This window comes from Pseudomonas entomophila (assembly GCF_029478665.1).
In the GTDB taxonomy this organism is placed as follows: domain Bacteria; phylum Pseudomonadota; class Gammaproteobacteria; order Pseudomonadales; family Pseudomonadaceae; genus Aquipseudomonas; species Aquipseudomonas entomophila_F.
On sequence record NZ_JARPQB010000027.1, the window covers coordinates 101,975 to 121,630 of the forward strand.

Genomic DNA, 19,656 nt, shown 5'->3' on the forward strand with positions numbered 1-19,656 from the left:
TACGGAATCGTTATGGACCTGACCAGAAGAGAGTCGGATGTTTTGCAGTTGCTGCTACTTGGAAAAACCAACAAACAGATTGCACTCGACCTGAGTATCAGCGACTACACCGTGCGCGATCATGTCTCCGCGCTCTTGCGCAAGAGCGGGGTCCGCACCCGCATGGAGTTGATTGCCTCAAAAGCCAGGTACTGACCGCGACACCCCCTACATCTGTCGGATACAGCCAGTCATTACACACGCCTATTATCGCCGCCGATTGATCATGCCACTGTTTTTTCAGTGCTCCCTGGGTATTGCAATGACTCTTCCCAACCTGCAATCCAGCCAACCTGATCGCTCAATAAAAAACAAGCTACTGATATCGGCCACCACAACAATGATGAGGATGATCGCGTGAAAGAAATTAAAGTTGAAGACCTGGAAGTCGTCGCGGGTGGTTTCGGCATCCCCGGCGCCGTCGCCGGTGCCGTTGTCGCGGGTGCCGGCTACATCGGCTATGAAGCCGCAGCGGGCGGCGGTTCGATGAACGGCTTTATCGGCACGGTGGCTGGCGGTGCCGCAGTGGGCTTCTTTACCGGCCCTGCAGGCATTGGCGCCAGCACCTCCATGGCGATCGGTGGCGGGCAGTCAGCCTTCTACGGCGGCATGATCGGCGGCTTCATCACCAGTGGCATGGATGCCGCCGGCACCAACTACAACCGCTAACCCCTACCCTGCCTGCATGACTATCGGTGTTTCCAGAATGCGCATGGCCATGCCGATAGCCGTGGGAGAACGTGTGAAATGGAAAATGTAGAGCTGGTCAGGTTATTCCTGTGTATCGCGGTGGTCATGGGCGGCGCACTGATAATAAAGGGTCTTTTACGGCTCCTGGGCATTACGTTATCAAAAACCGTCGAGATGCCGCTGATGATTGGCATACCCGCCATTATTGCCGCCGCACTATCAGATCGCTGGTCTTACCCCGTAGCCGTTTTCTTCGACTTGGTAAAGTAGCTACTTTCTACCTACACCCACTTCAAGCCAACCCCCTCTAGAGCAATCTTGCTCAAAAATTGTTATTTCGAGCGCGTCGTGATCATTGATTTCAAAGTCTCAAAGCAAGCGTTTGCCGAACACTACCAAGGCAAGAAGCCGCTCTTCATCAAACAAGCATTCACGCCCTCCGCCGATTTCTCCTGGGCTGACGCCAACCAGATCATCACGCGCAACAACGTCGAATCCCCAGACTTCAAGATCCTGCACAACGGCCTGGTGCCCAAGCACGAGTACATCGAAACCTTCCATGACGTCGGCATGGTCCGGCACCGCCTGAACAAGTCGGCGGTCTATGAGCGCATGAGAAACGGCGCAACGCTGATCGCCAACAAGATCGTCAACGAACCCAAGGTCCATGGGTTCGCCCGGCAGGTGGCGCAGCTTACTGGCCGGCAGACGGTCAGCAGCGCATACGCCGCATTCGGCCGCCAGGCCTCCTTCCAGACCCATTGGGACACGCGCGACATCTTTGCCATCCAGCTGATGGGGCGCAAACGCTGGATCATCTACGAACCCAGCTTCGCCGACCCGCTGTACATGCAGCAGAGCAAGGACCTGGAGCAGGACTACCCCTGCCCCGCCGAGCCGTGCATGGACATCGTCCTGGAGCCTGGAGATGTCCTGTACCTGCCGCGAGGCTGGTGGCACAACCCTCTGCCCTTCGAGGAAGAAACCTTCCACCTCTCCGTCGGCACATTCCCGGCCAACACCCTGGACTATGTGCAATGGTCCCTGCAGAAACTGCCGGAGCTGGCCTCGGCGCGGCAGGCGATGAGCACCTTCGAGCGGGATAGCGAGACCCTGTCGTTGCTGGCCTCGCAACTCGCAGGCTTGATCAGCGACCCGGCCCACTACCGGCATTTCATGGAGCAGTTCGATGCCGCCCAACGTGTCGAGACGCCACTGGCCATCGACGTTTTCGGCAACAGCACCGTCAACCAACTGCCCGACGACTCGGTACTGCGGCTGGCGGCCAACAGTACCCTGTCCGTGGCCCGCAACCAGCTAATCGCCAACGGTACCCGACTCCAGCTCGACGAAACGGCGTTGCGCCTGGTGCGCCAGATCGAGCATTCACCCGGCATTTCCGTGCAGCAACTGACAACCGAGCTGCCCGAGCTTGACCCGGCGAAACTGCGAACGCTGGTGTTCGAGCTCTGCCGACAGGACATCCTCGAACTGATGCGCCCCTGAATTGGCCATGTGCTGCCTGATAAAGCCGGAGCCTGAAGCATGCGCGTGACCCTGCAGGCCGAAAGCCAGGAGTGCGGCCTGGCCTGCCTGGTGATGATCGCCGCCGCCCATGGCCTGCACCTGGACCTGGCGACCCTGCGCCGGCGCTTTGCCGTTTCAAGCAAGGGCACCAGCCTGGCGCAGCTGATCCGCCATGCCCAGCACCTGGCCTTTACCTGCCGGCCATTGCGCCTTGAGCTGGAGGAAATCCGCCAGCTGCGTACCCCCTGCATCCTGCACTGGAACCTGAACCACTTCGTGGTGCTGGAGGCATTCAAGGCTGGCCGCCTGGTGATTCTCGACCCGGCCCGTGGGCGCCTGGTGATCACACTGGAAGAAGCCTCCCGGCACTTCACCGGGGTGGCCCTTGAGCTTTCACCCAACGCCGAGTTCGTACCCGCCCAGCACAAGCCTCGCCTGCGGCTGAGGGCGTTGACCGGCCGGGTGCAGGGGCTCAAACGCGCGCTGGGTAACATCCTGGTACTGGCCCTGGCGCTGGAAGTGGTGGCCCTGCTCTCGCCCCAAGTCACGCAGTGGGTGGTCGACGGCGCCCTGGTTTCCGCCGACCGCCATTTGCTGCTGCTGGCCGTGATGGGGGGCTGCCTGTTGCTGCTGGTCGACTTCGCCCTGCGCATGGCCCGGGGCTGGATGAACCTGCGCCTCAACCAGCAACTGGCCCTGCAATGGTCGGGCAACCTCTTCAGCCATCTGTTGCGCCTGCCCTGGCCGTTCTTCGAAAAGCGCCAGCTGGGGGACATCACCGCGCGCTTCCAGTCGCTGGCGGCTATTCGCACGGTCTTCACCAATGGCGCTGTCACCGTGGTGCTGGATGGCCTGGTCACCTTCATCACCCTGGGGATGATGCTGCTGTACAGCACCACGCTGACCGGCATCGTGGGGGTGGCGGTGCTGTTGTACGCAGCCCTGCGACTGGCGTTCTACCACCCCTTGCGCAATGCCTCGGAAGAGCGAATCGTGCTGGCCGCCCGGGAGAACTCGTACTTCCTCGAAACCATCCGCACGGTCATGCCGCTGAAGCTGTTCAACATGACCTCGGCGCGCCTGGCCACCTGGCAAAACCTGCTGGCCGATGTGCAGAACCGCGACGTCACCACCCAGAAGATGCTGCTGGCATTCGCCAGCCTCAACACCCTGATCTTCGGCATCGAAGGCATGTTGCTGCTGTATGTCGGCGGCCTGGCGGTGCTGGAGGGCGGGTTGTCGCTGGGCATGTTGCTCGCCTTCCTGGCGTACAAGAGCCAGTTCACCGGGCGCGCCAGCAAGCTGATCGACCTGGGGGTCGAGATCAGGATGCTGTCGCTGCATGCCGAGCGCCTGGCGGATATCGCCCTGGAACCCGCCGAAGCGAGGGCGCAGCTGGAAACCGACGTGCAGCGCATCGAACCCTGCCTGGAGTTCCGGGATGTTTCCTTCCGCTATGCCGAGGGCGAGCCCTGGATCCTGCGCAACCTGTCCCTGACCATTGCCGCCGGCGACTCGCTGGCGATCGTCGGCGCATCGGGCTGCGGCAAGTCCACGCTGTTCAAGCTGATGCTCGGCCTGTTGCACCCCACTGAAGGCGAGATACGGATCGGCGACATCCCGGTGCGCCAACTGGGGGTCGAGGGGTTGCGCAGCCTGGTGGGCGCGGTGATGCAGGACGACCACCTGCTGGCCGGCTCCCTCGCCGAGAACATCGCCTGTTTCGATCCCCACGCCGATCAGGGTGGAATCGAAACAGCGGCGCGGCATGCCTATATCCACGACACGATCAGCCAGATGCCCATGGGTTACCAGACCCTGGTGGCGGAGATGGGCAGCGGCCTGTCCGGTGGCCAGCGGCAACGCTTGCTGCTGGCGCGGGCGCTGTACAGGCAACCGAAGATCCTGGCCCTGGACGAAGCCACCAGCCACCTGGACCTGCACAGTGAGCAATGCGTGGCAAAAGCCATGCAGCAAATGCGCATGACCCGCGTCAGCATCGCCCATCGCCAGGAGACCATCGCCCTGGCCAACCGCGTGGTGCGCCTGGAGAAAGGGGCGATCATCGAGGACTGGCGGCGCACAGCCCTGCCGGAGCCCGCCTGATGCCCCTTGCCGCACGTCTGCTCGGCCTGGTGCTGGTGTGCCTGCCGCTGGCCATCCAGGCCGACGACCTGCTCAGCATCTACCAGGACGCCCTGCTCAACGACCAGCAATGGTCTGCGGCCCAGGCCGAGCACCAGGCAGGCCTGGAGGCCGAGATGCAAGCCCGCGCCGGCCTGCTGCCCGAACTGTCCCTGCAGGCGCAGAACGCCTGGAACCGCACCCAATACCAGCTCGACAACGAGGCGATGACTTATCGCCGGCAGAGCCAGACCTACAGCCTCCAGCTGGTGCAACCATTGTTCCGCTGGAAGAACTGGGTCCAGTACCAGCAGGGCAGCCAACAGACCGCCCTGGCCATCAGCCGTTACCACGAAGCGCGCCAGGCGCTGCTGTTGCGCGTGGCCGAAGCGTACTTCGCGATCCTGAGCGCGGAAGCAAGCGTGGATGCCCTGCGCCAGCAGCATGCCGCCGATACCCAGCAACTGGCCAGCGCCCGCAAGCATTTCGAGTTGGGCAACGTCAGCATTGCCGACGTGCACGAGGCACAGGCCAGCGCCGACGCGGCCCTGGCCGCCTCGATCAAGGCCGGCAGCCAGGTCGAACTGGCCCGCCACGTACTGGCGCGGATCACCGGCCGAACCCCTGGCCCCCTGCAAGGCCTGCGCGAGGGCGTGAGCCTGGCGCCACCGCATCCCGCCGATATCGGCGCCTGGTTGGCCGCGGCGCAGCAGGACGCCTACGAGGTGCAGACGCAAGCCTTGCGCCTGGCCATCGCCCAGAACGAAGTGCGCAGCCGCAAGGCCGAGCACCTGCCCACGCTCGACCTGGTGGCGAGCCAAGGTGTGCAGCAGCAGCCGAACATCGGCGCCGCGCGCAGCGACCTGACAAGCGTCAGCCTGCGCCTGAGCCTGCCGCTGTACGCGGGTGGGCGCCCCAGCTCGGCGGTGCGCCAGGCCCAGGCATTGAGCGCCCAAGGCGAGGCCCAGTACAAAGAAGCCAAGCGCACCGCGCAGTTGCAGGTGCGTGAGGCTTGGCTGGGCGTGCTCGATGGCAGGGCCCAGGTGCAGGCGCTGGAGGCGGCGAGACTCTCGGCCAGGTCGGCGTTGGAAGCCAACCAGTTGGGGTACCGGGTGGGGGTGCGCGTGAGCATCGACGTGCTGGAGGCTCAGGGGCGTTTCACCGACATCGTGCAACAGCTGTCCCGGGCGCGCTACGACACCCTGCAGGCCCAGCTGCGCTTGAAGGCAGCCGTGGGCGCCCTGATGGAAAGCGACCTGCACGAAGTCAACCGGCTGCTCGGTTCCCCTGCTCCACCGCAACGCGATTCCGTAGGAGCCAGCCTTGCTGGCGATGCCCGGCACAGCCGGGCCAAACGCCACTCCCAGAGTCCTGCACCAACCCCGTAGGAGCCGGCTTGCCGGCGAACACAGGCAATCGGTTACCCACAAGCAAAACGTCGTATCTACTAGCTGGCCACACCACTCTTCGGCCCACTGGCAATCAACGCCGCGCCGCAAGCGGTCTTGTGCCCGTCGAGGGCCACCGGCGTGCCGTCGACGTTATAGGTGGCGCTGCCCTCGACAATCGGGAACACGCCCTTGCACAGCGGGCAACTGACCATGTGCCCGACACCAGCGATGGGCTTGCCGTTGACGTTGGTGTTGCCGAAGGAGCCGAGCACCTTGCCACCGTGGGTGGTGGAATCGCCAAGGCGGATGATGTCTTTCATGGGGTGAACTCCGTGTCAGAAGGGAGGCGTCGCTGCCGATGGCGAAAGCCTAACATAGCGCAGCGGATCGCAGGCCATAGGCCATCAATCCGTTTGGCTTCCCGAGGAGCCATCAGGTGACCGTGAATTTCACCACGGTACCAGCGGCCAGACCCTTCATCTGCTGTGCGATGCAGCCCCGGTAGCGCATACCCTCGATGGCATCGCCCGCGCGCAGGTTCTCCACCGCGAATGCACCACCGAAGGCAAACCCCGTGATGGGCAGCAACCGCTGGCCCTGGGCCAAGGGACCGTGCAGCGCTTGCCAGGCATTCGCCAGGGGCCATCCGGTCAAGAACTTGTAATCGGCCAGGATTTCCGCGGCCCAGCCCTCCAGGTCATCGGCCAGGTATTCGAACTTGCCGGTCTCCGGCTCGAACGTGTGCACCTGGCCCTGGCGCAGGCAGAACTGCACGCCGAACACGTCCTCGGCGAAGAACAGCACCGGCGCTTCTTCCAGCTCAGGGAATTCAAAGCGCCACAGCTCCGGGGTATTCCACTGCTGCAGGCTGGATTCGCTACCCGGCGCGGTCGCTCCTGTGGCAAACACATGCAACGCGCTTTCAAACGCGTAGAAACCATTGCGCCGTAACAGCAGGCTTTCCAACTCATCGGCCCTCGTGCCTGCCAAGTCCCGGCTCCGTGCATCGAGCGTGTCGGGCAAGGCCAGGGGCTCGCCTGAGATCGACAACAGTTTCTCCAGGCGGGACATTTGCGTATCCGTCAATTCAACACTCCTTCGTTGTGCAGCCTCAGCGTCTGCATCCTTGTAAACCTGTCATTCATTAGACGATGCCCCTCACAAGCCATATCTGAGCAGAAGCACTTCGGCTTGTGGATATTCCTCGAGAAAGCCATCGCTGCGCAGGAAGGCATGCAGTACATCACCTTTTGCCACCTGTTCCAGCAGTGCAGCCGCGCCGCTATCACCATTGCTGTTGAAAAGCCGCCCTAACAGAATCAGCGGCCATTCGCGCTCGCTGGAAACATTCATCAGCGCTTCGAAACCGGCGGCAAGCCGTGCTGCATATCGCTGGGGCGGTGCCTGGTCGAGCACCCGCATCACTGATTCCTGCACACCATGGTCGTGCGCATTGCCAAAGGTCCCCAGCAGCACATCGATGACGTCATCGCTCAGGCAGTGCGTTACCGCCTCCACCATTGCGAGAAACATCTGGCAGTCCGCCTGGTTTTCGTAACGGTCGAGTACCTCAAGTTGCATTTTCCATTGCTCGAAGATCGTCTGGTCCAACCGCTCTTTCCCTCCTCATTGCCGTCAGCCGTTCATTGCCGAATCAGTCCGTACTCGTAGTCCAGCCATTCACGTTCGGCCAACGGGTCAAGCCGCTCGACCACAGCATCGAAGCTTACCGTCGCAGGCACGTTGATCGAGAAGAACCGTTGGTTCAGCCCCTCCCAGCCACAGCCCATGTTCTCCAACTCCTCCAGCACCGTCTCGATGGCCGGCACCCCTTGATCGAAGAAGATGATGCGTAGCGTGCTGTTGCCGGAGTCCAGTTCTACTCGTTGAAATAGCCACTCGCCATCCATTCCCCTTATTACACTGACCCGATCATCAAGGCAGGCGTCCCGGCTGTAGAAGGGAATGTTGTCGACCCGGAACGTGCCGTCATCCAACGGCTGTGCCCATACCCCTTCGCTGGAGACAGGCGGATAGTCGTCGACGATGACCAATGGGAAATGAATTTTCTGCATAAGCCCTAGGCCCCGATGTACTTGAAGTGCAGTTCGCAGTGATCGCCTTGGAACGAAAAGCCCAGATGCAGAACTGCTTCCCCCGGCTCATCGTTCACCAGCAATACGCATTCGGCGCCCAACATACCGTCATCCATGTCGAAGAAGTCGATCAAAGGCCGACACCCCGGTAGACACTGCCGGTGGTTTTCCAGGGGCGCAATGGAAAGGACTTGAGAGGGGGCGTAATACCCTTGCACGCACTCGAGCAACTCCTCGACCACCGCGAAGCCAAGCCCGAATTCATCGGCAAGCGCAGCACCGTCCCGCCTGGAGAGCAACTGCACAAAATGCTTCAAGTAGGGGTAAGCCGCTTGTTCCCTGCTGCTCAAAAGTGGAACTCCTTGTTCGTATCCGGGCTTCGTGACGGGTCGTCACGCACTGTCCACGCTTCAATCGTCGTGTCTCAATCCATCACCTGCCAGAGTGCCCTTGCCAGGTCACCGGCCGTCATGACCAACCCTTGGCACTGTGGCACTGGAAAGACCTGGCACACGCGTCGGTCGGCCTGCATCCCGGGGAGCCACTTCGCCAGGAAATCACCCAGCGGGATGCTTCGCGCCTGGTAACCGGACCACTCTGCCGTTGCACAGCTCATCGCCAGTGCCGCCTCCGGCCAGAAGGGAACAGCCTCGCCATCGGCGAATCCCGAGGTTGCCCAACCGTTGTCATGCAGCCCCCAGACTTCTTCACAGTCCGAAACCTTACGCAGGAAGTAGGCGAACCTGTCGCCACGGCTCATGGTCTGGAGGTTTTGAAGTTTTTTGGGATGCAAGGCAATGGGTCTATTCAGGTTCATTTGGCGAGAATGTCCAGCAACGTGGAAAGGCTCGCGCATTCCAACACACGCTCCCGGTCTATGCCCGGATGTTGCAGGCAGGCATCCTCGTACTCGACTTCGCCCTCTTCCACAGCGCCACTGAGATAGTCATCGATTGCCGCGAACGACACGTCAGGCGGGATATCGACGGCAAACAACGAGCACTTCGAGCTGACCGAGCAAACACCCCCTCTTCGCGTAATCTCCCGCACCATCTCGGCCTTTCTGGCATCGCCTTCGGCATAGACACGCAAGGTCGAGTGCCCACCTTGGCGCACAACACTCTCGGCGATAAGTTCGCCGTCGCGCGCCGCGACCGTGACGACGTCACCCTTGCTGGCGCCATAGACATACCAGGGCGTGTTATCCAGGCGGTACTCGCTCGGCCCCAGCCGAATACCCCAGATGGCCTCACTGGCGACTGGCGGATAGTCATCTTCATCAGGTACCAGTTCGAAAACCAGCTTGCGCAGTTCGCTGGGAAAATGTGGAGCCATGGCCGTCAATCCTCACACGGTTGCGATGCAAACTTGGCCTTGATCCGCTCATCCCAGGTGCCGATATCCGCCTCGCTCCAGAACCGCTGTGCCGACAGTTTGCGCCTGGCCTTCTCAAGTTCACCACCACCGAACACAAGCGCGAACCGGTCACACAGCATCCGCCTGATTTCACTCAACCGGCACACCATCTGGCTGGTCTCGACGAATTTCGCCGTCTCCACGCGATAGGCGAGTTCGTCTTCTGGGGTCACTTCATCCCGAACGTAGTAGTACAACCCGATGTTTCTCAGGGAGATCAGCAAGAATTCGAGCACTTCATGCACAGCCAACGCTTCATGATACGCAAGTACCAGGCCGGTCTTGCGTTGGAGCTTCGGATTGGCCGGCGCCATTTCAGCAGATCCAAGAACGAGTTGTCGGCTCTGCCAGCGCTCGAATGAAGACGGCATCGCCGTCTCGCAGAACCCTGGACGCTCCCAGACGATCACGGGCTCCAACGCTCGCTCCAGGTCGCTCATGTCATCGTCGCCGAGCGTGTCGTCGAACAACCTGCTGATGAGCGATCGCATACTGGCCAGACGCGCGGTTACATTCTCTGCGTCGATGAAGCCCGTCAGCTCTGTGCAGTACTCATTGCAGGTGGCATAGCTTTTTTCGCCACTGGCCTCGTAGTGCTGGCTCAGGTTTTCGAGCGATACCACGATGAACTCCGCCTCCTGCAAGAGGTTGATTACATCCTTCCGTCTTAGAACGAACGCTTCGTTCTCACTTCTCACCTGACACTCCTTGCAAAACGAAAAACTCCATTATTTTATTTAAAAATAAATAGATTAGAATTGCAGTACCCCTCAACGATATCCATCAACTCCAAAATTGAATCTTCATCGCAAGTCACCCTGAGTGCTTCAAGACACGAAAGCATTTCACCTTTCGTCATGCCTCTCGCCTTGAAGTCAACAAGTATCAATCTCAAACGCCAGAGCTCGAAACTATCCTCCAATTGGCTCGATAGTGCACTGGCCAACTCTTCTTCCATGAATGCTCTCCAGACTGTCTCCGCGCTCACCGCTACGCTACTCACCAGGCCGGCAAATGCAAGCCTTTACACCTTCAACTTCAACGAGAACATTGATAATTACTCAGACGTGGAAACCCCTTCATTGACAATAAAGACTTCATCATCCAATACGTTCAAGACAACGCAAAAATTATGCGTGGACTGAACATAGACCAAATCCCCTTGGCGCCTCATATCTACAAACGGATTGGATGTCGTCGAAAACAAAAACCATTCAAGATTATTGTCTTTGTTCGTCCTGGCGATAAAGCCCTCATTGCCCATCTCGCCCTCACCGCACAGCATTACCTGCCCGCTCTCCAGCGACAACTTGTTGTTCACCTGCACGCTCGACCAGACATCGTCACCGCCAAGCAACTCGACAAGTGTAGCCTCGCCCCAAAAAAAAATTTATATTCTCTGCCAAAAGTACCCGTGAGCTTATCGTTCTCGACAGAGTCAATATCTATAAACCTCACAGCGGCCGCCCCGCAATAGACAATATCCAAACCTATCAGCTGGCCTGAAGCCCATCTACGTTGAAGTTCTCTCATTCTACTCCAACGCCTCGTTCATTGATCTGTTGGGGTTCACTTACTGCCGGCATCACAATCAATCCCCCGTCAGGTAGTGCAGGCGTTTCCATACAAGATCCACACAACCCGCACTGACAACGGCGTGGAGCCGCCTCGGTATCCCAACGGCGCGACCAATAGCTTCGGGGGACACATTGTTTTCGAAAAAACCAGAGCGATTCACTATCAAACCGCGCCCTCTCATCCCGGGACCGTACACCTAGACTGAAGATCTACGCGCCCACCCCTCTTGTTCACCGCGGAATATATATAGCTCATTCAACCTGAGCCCTTCTGGACATTCAACAAACACATATTTGAACCGTTGTTTCAACCCTTTATTACGAAGCGTTTCAACACTTACCCCCTTGCCCTCAGGGGTCAATGTATCCGCGAGAATTTCTTGTTCATACTCGGGCGGCCGACCGGTCCCAAGCGTATCCATCTTTGCTTTACCAAAATCAGCAACCGCTCGTTCAGTAAGAAATGTATCGAAGATCGCGGCCAGTTCCTCTCTCGCCCCCTTGTTGATCTGATCACGACAATCTGAGTTTTCCTTGTAATCCGAGCTTCGCTTTTTGGAGTTCAGTGATACCTCCCTGGCCAGCATGGCCTCAAGGAATCCCTTCAAAGCGTCTACTGTTGACATGTAAATTCCTCACTGACATCCGTCCCCTTTTTTTGATACAAGGTGGAATCGCAGCACAGCTCACGCAGGCGTTTGACTCGCCGCATCTGGTCCCAGCCAAAACCACCAGCCGGAAAAGTAATCAAGTTGTTTGAACTATAAATCGTCCCTCTACCCTCCCCTCACGCTCCCCAATCATTAAAATTCCAAGGCCACCCACCAATATTCCCTTATGAGAAGGAGCCGCCTTATTCAAGCGAGAGCTATTGATTTGCAGAGCAAAGCTCAACCCCTCAGTATCCTCTTCATCTTGAAGCCAGCACGGAACCCCTCCAATTTTTGCAACCCCGTTTTCATCACTGTCTTCACCGGCATTCTCGACCACCATAATCAGCTTAGCAGGCGAGATCTCCTCCCCCCCGCCACTTACAACATGATCCCCTGGGGCATAAATCAAAACTTCGCCACCATCCTCCATGACCTCATCAATATAATCATCACTTGACTTCGAGTAAGGCACAAATATCGAAACCAGATTCGATCCGGCCACCTTGGCATCGCTATGCTTTTCGATGAAGGATAGCGGAAAACAAGCCAAATGTAGCTTGGGGTTTCCTTGACGATCCAACGGCCAACAAATAGACCCCGGCAGGTATGCACCGCCCCCAAGATAGGGGTTGCTTGGATCAATACCGCCACCCTCAAAAATCAACTCATCAAACATTCACCACCTCAATTTTATACCTCGGGAAAGTCGGACAAAAAATAATCCACATCCCGCCTTGACTACCGACACCGTGAAGCAGGTAGGCTTGAAGTGATTAAATAAGCGCTTGACAAAAAACCAGCACCAGCTGACTCTTATGCCGATTGGTTTCAACGTCGAATGAGAGCCACCTCCCCCATAAATATTCCATCTAATGCCGCATAAATATCATCCCTCCCTACTACAGAGTTTGAAATATCTATCTGCACGGCATTCAGCGGCTTTACCCAATCACAGGTTTTCAAGAAACTCAAAATAATTTTTTCTGAAAAAACCTCGACTTTCTCTATACCACCATAACCAGCGACACCGGGCTCACCCATCTCGACATAGTAAGTATCTTGTTCGAGATCTTCGTCCTGCTCATCAACCTCGTCGGCTCGTTGAAGAATAATGAACTCCGAAGGTTCATCATGACTATCCGCAAATCCGACTGTTATAACTTCATCCTCGCTGGACGCATCAAAATAGGTCGCCGCAAATCTCTTATTCATACTTATCTCCGTCTCCGCTTCTGCCCAGCGGTCCAAGTCTTGGTTTCGCCATTTTCAGGCCAAGTATATTGAATTTTCGCCCCAGTTTCAGTTGACGCCCTATTCATTTGGCCTTTGCAAGAATGGCAGGGAGGGTACTGACCACCAATAACCATTACGTCCCATTTCGGTACTTTTTGGTAATGTTGGCGAACTGCGCGGCGTGGACGGTTTAGTCGACGCTGGTGACGTTGGTGATGCCGCCGGTCTTTTTTTGGCTAACTAAATCATAACAAATCGCTTATCAAAACGCCCTTCAAAAACACAAGCCAACTACTTGTAACACTTCCAGAAAACCAACCGAGACATCCAGCACCTTAGTTAGACCCTGACTTCGCCTTTTTAATAATTCGAAAAACCTCTCATACCCACCACCAAACACAGCAGCTTACAATACCAGCAACCGATACCAAACTGACATCAATGGTTCCCAAACTGAATTGGTTGATGCAACACCAAACGCACCAACCAATTTAACACCATCTTAAATAGCCTCAAGATCCTGCGAGGAGAATTTAGACAGCGGCAACAATTCAATACCTTTCAGCCCCTTACCATCAAGCTTACGCTTAAACTCATCCGAACAAAATAGAGTGGCGATACGTGGATGAAGCCTATTAAGCCTAAACAAATCAGGCGCACTATCCCGAATATCCAACTGATCAAAGTCATTGATCCACCCGCGCATACCCTCCGACACCTCCGAAGAGCTCATCACCAGCGCATCATAATCAGCAACATCAAACACAACAACATAATACTGAGAGGAAACAATGCTTTTGTTCAAACTCGAAACAACGTCAATCTTTACGCAGTCGAGCATCTGAACCCCCAACTCACGACAAACCTCTAAAAACTCTTCACTAGCGGCATACAACCTGTCATAAAGCATGCGCACTGAAAATTCAATCTTCTTCACGCTCGCAATCAACACAAGACCTTCCGGCAGTTTTTCATGGGGTCTTCCAAGCGCTGCGTTTGCGTACCATGGGAAAATACCGTGATCCATGCTTTTAGCATTATCATAAAAACGATCATATAACGCAGCATTCAGCTTCCCGACTGGACACCCGATATCTTTTTTCTGCGACAACATATAGAAATCCATATCTCTCAACTCAGCCTCCTAGGCTTCGATCCGGTTTTCGATAGCTCTGCCCGCCTAGTCACCTGCAATGCGAAAAAGGGGACGGATTTATTTTCCCTACTTCAGAGTAGTAAAAATAAATCCGTCCCCTTTTTGGTCCCGGCCTCCTAACCACGACCAACTTCTACAGACCGTGTCAGCCGTAAAAGTAGTCAACAAATCTACTGAAATTATCTAACCCTACAATCGGAAGAATATCTTCCTTTAGTCTTTCCATGAAGCCATCCACCACACCATCGTCATCAAATACATCGAACACATTATACTCACCATATACAATTTCTGTGAGTTTTGCTAAGGCAAGCAAAAAATCCGCAATTGACTCGGCGACCTTAAACGGAGACAAAGTGTCATAGCTAGCATAGACCGGCGTTCCAGCCTTATCAGTTACGGCAACTATAGGCTTCCCGCCTCCACTATCATCCATTACCACCACGTACTCTTGAGGCCAGCCAGGGTGAAGGACCTGCCCTGATGGTGTGTTGGACCAGCGATATCCAACTTGCGCACCCTTCAACTGATCCAGCCCAACCAATTTCAGTGGTGTAAGCCCTGTCTCAAACTTAACGTTCTCAGGCTCACACTCATTGTAAAACTCTGTTAGCTCAGCCGATGCAGGAATACCAACCGGCCAATAGTTCACAGCCCTTCCGCCCGCAGTAAACGTGCCAGGCAAGCCAAACTTACCATGGACAATCTTTAACGCTTTGATCGCATCAACTAACTCTGCCACATCAGCCTCCAAATTAAAGTTCGCACGTGCTTCCGCTGGCACTTCTGACCCTATCAATCAAACGCCCGCTACCGGAATTCGAATAGTTCCCACGATGTCCTTGTGGTGAATTCAGGTGTTCGTCTACACCACTCGGGTGATTAGCGTTTTGCAGGAATACTATATTTCTAGGGTCCCCTTTCCAGTCCGCCCCCAGCTTTCCATTGCCCTCGACGCTGTTAATATGGTGCCCCGTATAGCCGGCCTCCGACATCGTTGAAGAAAGCTTGGCATTGTTGCGCACACTCATAATTGTTTCTCTTTCGGCTGCTGTCCAATCCCTAGACCCCCCGCCACTCGCGACAAGTGTGCGTTCCTCTCCCCAAGCCCTATTGATTGCGGTGCTTCTGCTTCCAGGTCGAGGAGTCAGCGTTTCCCTAGGCTTATACCTTACCAACCCTTCTGGTGCTAATCCAAATGGATCAACCCAGCCAGTTGAGTTCATGGTGTAACTGTAAAGGTTATTCCCCCCAAGCAATCCAATTGGATCTTGGGTTATGAATTTCGCGGTTTTCGGATCATAGTACCGATAGCGATTGTAATGCAGCCCGGTCTCGTGGTCGTGGTACTGGCCTTGGAAGCGAATCGGGTTGGTCAGGCCGACCTGCTTCGCCCACTCCGAGCGGGCCTCCTTGATCTCACCCCATGCCTTGTACTGCGCCGTCCACGCCAGTTCACCATTGTGGTCGGTGAGTTCCATCGGCGTGCCGAGGTGATCGCACTGGTACCAGGCAATGGCGTCGATTGCCTGTGGTTTGACCTCATGCTGCCACAACGGATCCTGATCGAAATCGTACTCCCGGTCATTCCAGTCCGGTTGGCGTAGCAAGCGGATAGGGCTCTTGCGCAGCGCCTGGGCAACCGGCACGAAACTGCCCGGCTCGTACAGGTAATGCACGGTGCGCCCGGTCTCGCCCTCGTCCTGCGGCGGCGAACTTTCCCAAGCGAGGGCGTCACCGTCCCAGCCGTACAAGGTGTAACCGCAGCCCAATTCGCGCTGGCGCTTGGCCCGCTGCATCTGGTTCCAGCCACTGCCGGCACGCGGATCATCCTGATGTTGCGCGGTGGAATGTTTGTGCAAACGACGACCCAAGGCGTCATAGCTGTACACCACGCTGAGCTTGCCATCGTCGAAGTGCGCCAAGCGGTCGAACAGGTCCCAGCTGAGGCGCGCCTGTTCACCGTTGTGCAGACGATGGATCAGGTTGCCGCGTTCGTCATACTGGTAATGAGTCCCGGCGTATTCACGCAGCAGGTTGTCCATCAACTTGTTGCGGCGCGGATCGCTTTCCAGCGGGCGGTTGAGCTCCTGGCTCTTGTCGTCCAGCAGGTTACCGGCCGGGTCAAAGGCAAAGGTCTCGACTCCGAGACGGCTGGTGGCTTGCAGCAAGCGGCTGACCGGGTCGTACTGATAAGCCAGGTGCCCGCGACGGGTATCGTGGATATCGATCAGTTGGCCAACGGCATCGTACTGATACTGGCGCTTGAGCAAGGTGGCCTTACCATCATGACTGCCCAGCAACTGTTCCTGCAGACGCCCTGCCGGGTCCCAGCTCTGAACCTGCATCAGCTGGTTTCCCTGATGACGCACCACTTCACGGTGAAGATCATCGCGCTCATAACCCAACAGCTCATGCTGATCGAGGGTCATACCGAGCAGATGCCCACTGCCATATGTCAGCCAACGGACCTTGTGCCCATCCGGGCGAGTCGTCGCCGTGCGCAGGTTCAGTGCGTCGTATTCGTGCTGCCACACCGCGACCATCGGCACCTCGGTACCGAGATAGTACTGGTGCTCGCGGGTCAGGTTGCCCGCCTCGTCATGGAACCATTGCAGCTTGCTGGCCGCGTTGATCGCCTGGATCAGGTTGCCGTTGCCGTTGTAAGCGAAGGTTTCTTCCTGGCGCTGGTCACCCAGGCTGGCCACGCGAGAAACGAGCCGGCCCATCGGATCGAAGGTGATATCGATACGGCGCTGGCCGACTTGGGTGCTCGCCAGCCGGCCCGTATCAGGATCGTACTGATAACGGGTTACCAACCCATCGAAACCTTGCTCTTGCAGCAAGCGCCCGATTGGATCGTAGAGGAAATTGGCCTTACTCTCGTTCTCGTTCTCCAGGCCAATCAGGCGACCGAGCTTGTCCCAGCGGTAACGCAAGGTGTGTTCGGCCGCATCGACGCGTTCAGCGAGCAGGCCCACGGCGTTGTAGGTCCAGGTGGTGCAACGGTCCAGCGCGTCGGCATGCGCGAGCAGACGGCCTTCGGCATCGCGCTCGAAGCGCTCTTCGGTATTGTCCGGGTGAATGACTTTTGCGAGCTGGCCAGTCTTGTATTCATAAACCGTCTTGCTGCCCGCCGCATCGATGAACTGGGTCAGATAGCCGAAGTCGTCGTATTCCCATTGACTAGTCTTGCCCGAACAGTCGGTGTACTCGACCAATTGATCCGCCGCGTTGTACGCCAGTTTCTTCTCGTTGCCGTTGGCGTCCTTGATCGCCTTGACCAGTCCCGATGAGGTGTAGGCGAACTCGGTCTTATTGCCCAGCGGGTCGGTGGTCTCGACCAGGTTGCCCTTCTGGTCGTAGTCCCGCAGCCACAGGCCGCCTTCGGCGTCGCGGATCTTGATCAGGTGACGGCGGTCGTCATAGACAAAGTGCGTCTGGGTATGGTCCGCACGGATATGGCGGATGACACTGCCTTGCTCGTCGTAGTCATAGCGGTCTTCGCTGCCATCCGGGTGGACGTGACGCAGCAGCTTCTTGCGCTCATCGCGGAACAACCATTCCGAACGTTCGTCGGGGTGGCGAACCCGGTAGAGGAGGCCCTGGATGTCGTAGTAGTACCAGGTCTCCTGGCCGTGGGCGTCGGTGACGTAGGTGAGACGAATGTTCTCGTCCCACTCCAGGCGCGTGTCGTAACTGCCGTCATCGGCCCATTCGCGAATGGCCTTGGCGTCGAAGGCGCTGCCGTCCCACTGCAGGTTCATGCCCCTGCCGGTACGGTCGGTATAACGAGTCACCAGGTGGTTCTGGTACAGGTAATGCCAGGCCGCGCCATGCTCATCCTGGGCGGCGACCAGGTCGCCCTGATCATCGTAGTGGTAGGCGCACAGCTGGCGCAGTGGTTGACCGTCACGCATTTCCCACAGGCCGGTGACATGGCCGTGGTCATCGATCAAGGTGCCAAGGTGGCGGTGGATCTGGCTCGGGTCATCCTGATAGGTGATGACGTCCGAGAGCACCGGCCGGCCATTGTGGCGGTGCTCGTAATGCAGCATGCAGCCGGCGCCACTGGCGAGCGTGATCTTCTGCAGGTAATAGCGTTCCTCGACCCGCAGGTAGTATTCCTTGCGCTCGAAGCCTCGGCAGATCACCAGTTCGTTTTCGCGGCTGCGAACCAGCAGCAGGTCCTCGATGGCATTGAACAGCGACTGCTCTACTTTCGGCAGTTCGAACGCGTGGCTACGACCATCGTGGTCATGGAACACCAGGCCCTTGCCCACCACGTCGATACGGGTGGTGAACTCGGTGACCCAGCGTGCGCCGAGGGTGCCTTGATCGTATTCGGCCAGGCGCGAGTGATAGGTCCGTTCCCATTCGATGGGGAACGGTCCGGGCAAACTGAAATCGGTATGCAGGATGAATTCGGAGCCCAGCGAGAAACTGATGCTATGGCCTGTGCGTGTTTTGGGTTCGGGAGGGCAAGGCTTACGCTTGGGGCTGGCTGTTCCTTGCGCCTTGGCCTGCGAACCACTGACAGCCAACTCGCCCTTGCCCTTCTCCCGCTCCACTTGCGTGGTGGTTCCCGGTTTGCTCACCCCCGGCTGGCCATTCTTGTTGCGCTTGCGGAAGCCCTTCACCGCCCCGCCCAACACCGTCAGCATCCAACCGATGCTCATCTGCGTGCCGGGGTCCGCCAGCTTGTTCAACTGCCGGGCCATCTCCGGTCCCAGGGCGCGCAACTGGCCGGTGTTGGCCAAGACTTTGGTCTTGATCTGATCCGGCAGCAGCTTGCTGGTGGCGCTGTTGGCCAGCCCTTTACCAGCAGCCTTGTAAGCGCTATGCACGGCACCTAAGAAATTGCTAAACGCCGCCTTGGGGTCGTTGAGCAGCTTGTCGGCAGCGGCAGACGCCTGTTTGCCCGCCTTCGACATGTCGCCCTTGGCGTCTAGCTGGCTCAGGGCAACCTTCTCCAGCCCGGTGGCGATCTCGTTGGTCATCTTGGTACCCAACGCGCCAGCGTCGGCGAGGATGCCGGCGATCTTCGGCTGGGCCTGTTTGACGAAGTCGTCGATGGTCCCGGCGATGGTCGCATTGAGATGGCCGATCAACACTTGGATCAGCGAATCCCCCAACAGCATCTTGGCGCTGTTGCGCAGCTCCTGGCGCACCAGGAACAAGGTCGGGCGTAGGCTCATGCGCGCCGCGGCCATGGTCGGCGGCGCCGGCAGCACGCCGATCAGGTTGATGCCCAGGCTCACCCAGTCGAGCAACTGGCGGTTCTTGCTCTTGACCAGGGTCACCACGTCGCCCAGGGCGTCGACCAGGGCCATGATGTTGCCCACCACCGGCAAGGCGCCGGCCACGGTCTTGATCCGTTCGAGGGTGACGTAGCCGCCGCTGACCGACTGCAGCCAGGCGTCGAAGGCGGCGGCGCCACGGCCGACGTCCTTGGCATCGATGGTGTTGAGCGGGGCGACGGCAACCTGGGCTTCGCGTTTCTTGGCGTCGGTCATGCCAGCACCTCATGGCTCAGCAGGCCCTTGGCCGGGTTGGCGGGGGCGCTGAGCTTGGGCAGGCTCGGCAGTTGCTTGAGCGCGCTGGCGGCCTTGAGCGTGGGCGCCGCACCCGGCACCACGTTGCTGGCCAGCTGGGCCATGGCGCCGGTGTCGCCACCGACGGCGGCCTTGACCTGTTGCGCCTTCTGCAGCGCGGCCTGGCCGCTTTTCGCCAGTTGCATGCCGGTGCCGGCCA

General features: G+C 57.9%; 22 protein-coding genes and 2 pseudogenes. 6 read left to right on the plus strand and 18 right to left on the minus strand.

Features of this window, described 5'->3' with window-relative positions; all coding sequences use genetic code 11:
- Positions 1-12: 12 nt before the first annotated feature.
- The 6 genes and pseudogenes from P5705_RS15640 (at position 13) to P5705_RS15665 (ending at position 5,768) form a co-directional block, all read left to right on the plus strand.
- Positions 13-263 (plus strand): annotated as a pseudogene (locus P5705_RS15640) (LuxR C-terminal-related transcriptional regulator).
- Positions 264-396: 133 nt separating this feature from the next.
- The gene (locus tag P5705_RS15645) at positions 397-708 is read left to right on the plus strand and encodes a hypothetical protein (RefSeq protein WP_248918443.1); all 312 of its coding nucleotides are present in this window, start codon (positions 397-399) and stop codon (positions 706-708) included.
- 78 nt (positions 709-786) lie between these two features.
- Entirely contained in the window at positions 787-999 is a 213-nt protein-coding gene (locus P5705_RS15650; RefSeq protein WP_277461747.1) for a hypothetical protein, read from the plus strand.
- A 78-nt stretch (positions 1,000-1,077) separates the two neighbouring features.
- Complete coding sequence (locus P5705_RS15655) at positions 1,078-2,235, plus strand: JmjC domain-containing protein (protein ID WP_277461748.1); 1,158 nt, start codon at positions 1,078-1,080, stop codon at positions 2,233-2,235.
- Positions 2,236-2,274: 39 nt separating this feature from the next.
- Positions 2,275-4,362 (plus strand): peptidase domain-containing ABC transporter, encoded by a 2,088-nt coding sequence (locus tag P5705_RS15660; RefSeq protein ID WP_277461749.1) that lies wholly within the window; start codon positions 2,275-2,277, stop codon positions 4,360-4,362.
- Positions 4,362-5,768, plus strand: a complete 1,407-nt coding sequence (locus tag P5705_RS15665; protein ID WP_277461751.1) for a TolC family outer membrane protein — start codon at positions 4,362-4,364, stop codon at positions 5,766-5,768. Before P5705_RS15660 ends, P5705_RS15665 begins: the two co-directional genes overlap by 1 nt.
- Positions 5,769-5,827: 59 nt before the next feature.
- Here P5705_RS15665 and P5705_RS15670 read toward each other — a convergent pair whose 3' ends face one another.
- The 18 genes and pseudogenes from P5705_RS15670 to P5705_RS15750 all read right to left on the minus strand — a co-directional run.
- Positions 5,828-6,091, minus strand: a complete 264-nt coding sequence (locus P5705_RS15670; RefSeq protein ID WP_011531938.1) for a PAAR domain-containing protein — start codon at positions 6,089-6,091, stop codon at positions 5,828-5,830.
- Between the two features lie 112 nt (positions 6,092-6,203).
- Entirely contained in the window at positions 6,204-6,857 is a 654-nt protein-coding gene (locus P5705_RS15675) for a DUF2625 family protein (protein ID WP_277461752.1), read from the minus strand.
- A gap of 72 nt (positions 6,858-6,929) precedes the next feature.
- Positions 6,930-7,382: a hypothetical protein gene (locus P5705_RS15680; protein ID WP_277461753.1), complete on the minus strand. Its 453-nt coding sequence runs from the start codon at positions 7,380-7,382 to the stop codon at positions 6,930-6,932.
- Positions 7,383-7,414: 32 nt separating this feature from the next.
- Entirely contained in the window at positions 7,415-7,846 is a 432-nt protein-coding gene (locus P5705_RS15685; RefSeq protein WP_277461754.1) for a DUF4265 domain-containing protein, read from the minus strand.
- 5 nt (positions 7,847-7,851) lie between these two features.
- The gene (locus tag P5705_RS15690) at positions 7,852-8,217 is read right to left on the minus strand and encodes a hypothetical protein (RefSeq protein WP_277461755.1); all 366 of its coding nucleotides are present in this window, start codon (positions 8,215-8,217) and stop codon (positions 7,852-7,854) included.
- A gap of 74 nt (positions 8,218-8,291) precedes the next feature.
- Positions 8,292-8,684 carry a DUF2750 domain-containing protein gene (locus P5705_RS15695; RefSeq protein ID WP_277461756.1) on the minus strand — a complete coding sequence of 131 codons (393 nt, stop codon included), beginning with the start codon at positions 8,682-8,684 and terminating at the stop codon, positions 8,292-8,294.
- Entirely contained in the window at positions 8,681-9,202 is a 522-nt protein-coding gene (locus tag P5705_RS15700; RefSeq protein ID WP_277461758.1) for a DUF4265 domain-containing protein, read from the minus strand. Before P5705_RS15700 ends, P5705_RS15695 begins: the two co-directional genes overlap by 4 nt.
- Positions 9,203-9,207: 5 nt before the next feature.
- Positions 9,208-9,981 carry a hypothetical protein gene (locus tag P5705_RS15705; protein ID WP_277461759.1) on the minus strand — a complete coding sequence of 258 codons (774 nt, stop codon included), beginning with the start codon at positions 9,979-9,981 and terminating at the stop codon, positions 9,208-9,210.
- Positions 9,982-10,016: 35 nt separating this feature from the next.
- Positions 10,017-10,241, minus strand: a complete 225-nt coding sequence (locus P5705_RS15710) for a hypothetical protein (protein ID WP_277461760.1) — start codon at positions 10,239-10,241, stop codon at positions 10,017-10,019.
- 99 nt (positions 10,242-10,340) lie between these two features.
- The gene (locus P5705_RS15715; RefSeq protein WP_277461761.1) at positions 10,341-10,604 is read right to left on the minus strand and encodes a hypothetical protein; all 264 of its coding nucleotides are present in this window, start codon (positions 10,602-10,604) and stop codon (positions 10,341-10,343) included.
- A gap of 453 nt (positions 10,605-11,057) precedes the next feature.
- On the minus strand, positions 11,058-11,486 hold the full coding sequence (locus P5705_RS15720) for an NTF2 fold immunity protein (RefSeq protein ID WP_277461763.1): 429 nt from the start codon (positions 11,484-11,486) through the stop codon (positions 11,058-11,060).
- Positions 11,487-11,607: 121 nt separating this feature from the next.
- Positions 11,608-12,189 carry a hypothetical protein gene (locus P5705_RS15725; protein WP_277461764.1) on the minus strand — a complete coding sequence of 194 codons (582 nt, stop codon included), beginning with the start codon at positions 12,187-12,189 and terminating at the stop codon, positions 11,608-11,610.
- 152 nt (positions 12,190-12,341) lie between these two features.
- Positions 12,342-12,725, minus strand: a complete 384-nt coding sequence (locus P5705_RS15730; protein ID WP_277461765.1) for an Imm10 family immunity protein — start codon at positions 12,723-12,725, stop codon at positions 12,342-12,344.
- A 2-nt stretch (positions 12,726-12,727) separates the two neighbouring features.
- Positions 12,728-12,913, minus strand: a pseudogene (locus P5705_RS26420) (hypothetical protein); the annotation flags it as partial.
- Between the two features lie 335 nt (positions 12,914-13,248).
- Entirely contained in the window at positions 13,249-13,860 is a 612-nt protein-coding gene (locus tag P5705_RS15735) for an Imm43 family immunity protein (RefSeq protein WP_277461766.1), read from the minus strand.
- Positions 13,861-14,047: 187 nt separating this feature from the next.
- Positions 14,048-14,644: a hypothetical protein gene (locus P5705_RS15740; RefSeq protein WP_277461768.1), complete on the minus strand. Its 597-nt coding sequence runs from the start codon at positions 14,642-14,644 to the stop codon at positions 14,048-14,050.
- A 13-nt stretch (positions 14,645-14,657) separates the two neighbouring features.
- Positions 14,658-19,418, minus strand: a complete 4,761-nt coding sequence (locus tag P5705_RS15745) for an RHS repeat-associated core domain-containing protein (protein WP_277461769.1) — start codon at positions 19,416-19,418, stop codon at positions 14,658-14,660.
- Positions 19,415-19,656 (minus strand): hypothetical protein (locus P5705_RS15750; RefSeq protein WP_277461770.1); only part of this gene is annotated, 242 nt, incomplete at its 5' end. The genes P5705_RS15745 and P5705_RS15750, both read right to left, overlap by 4 nt.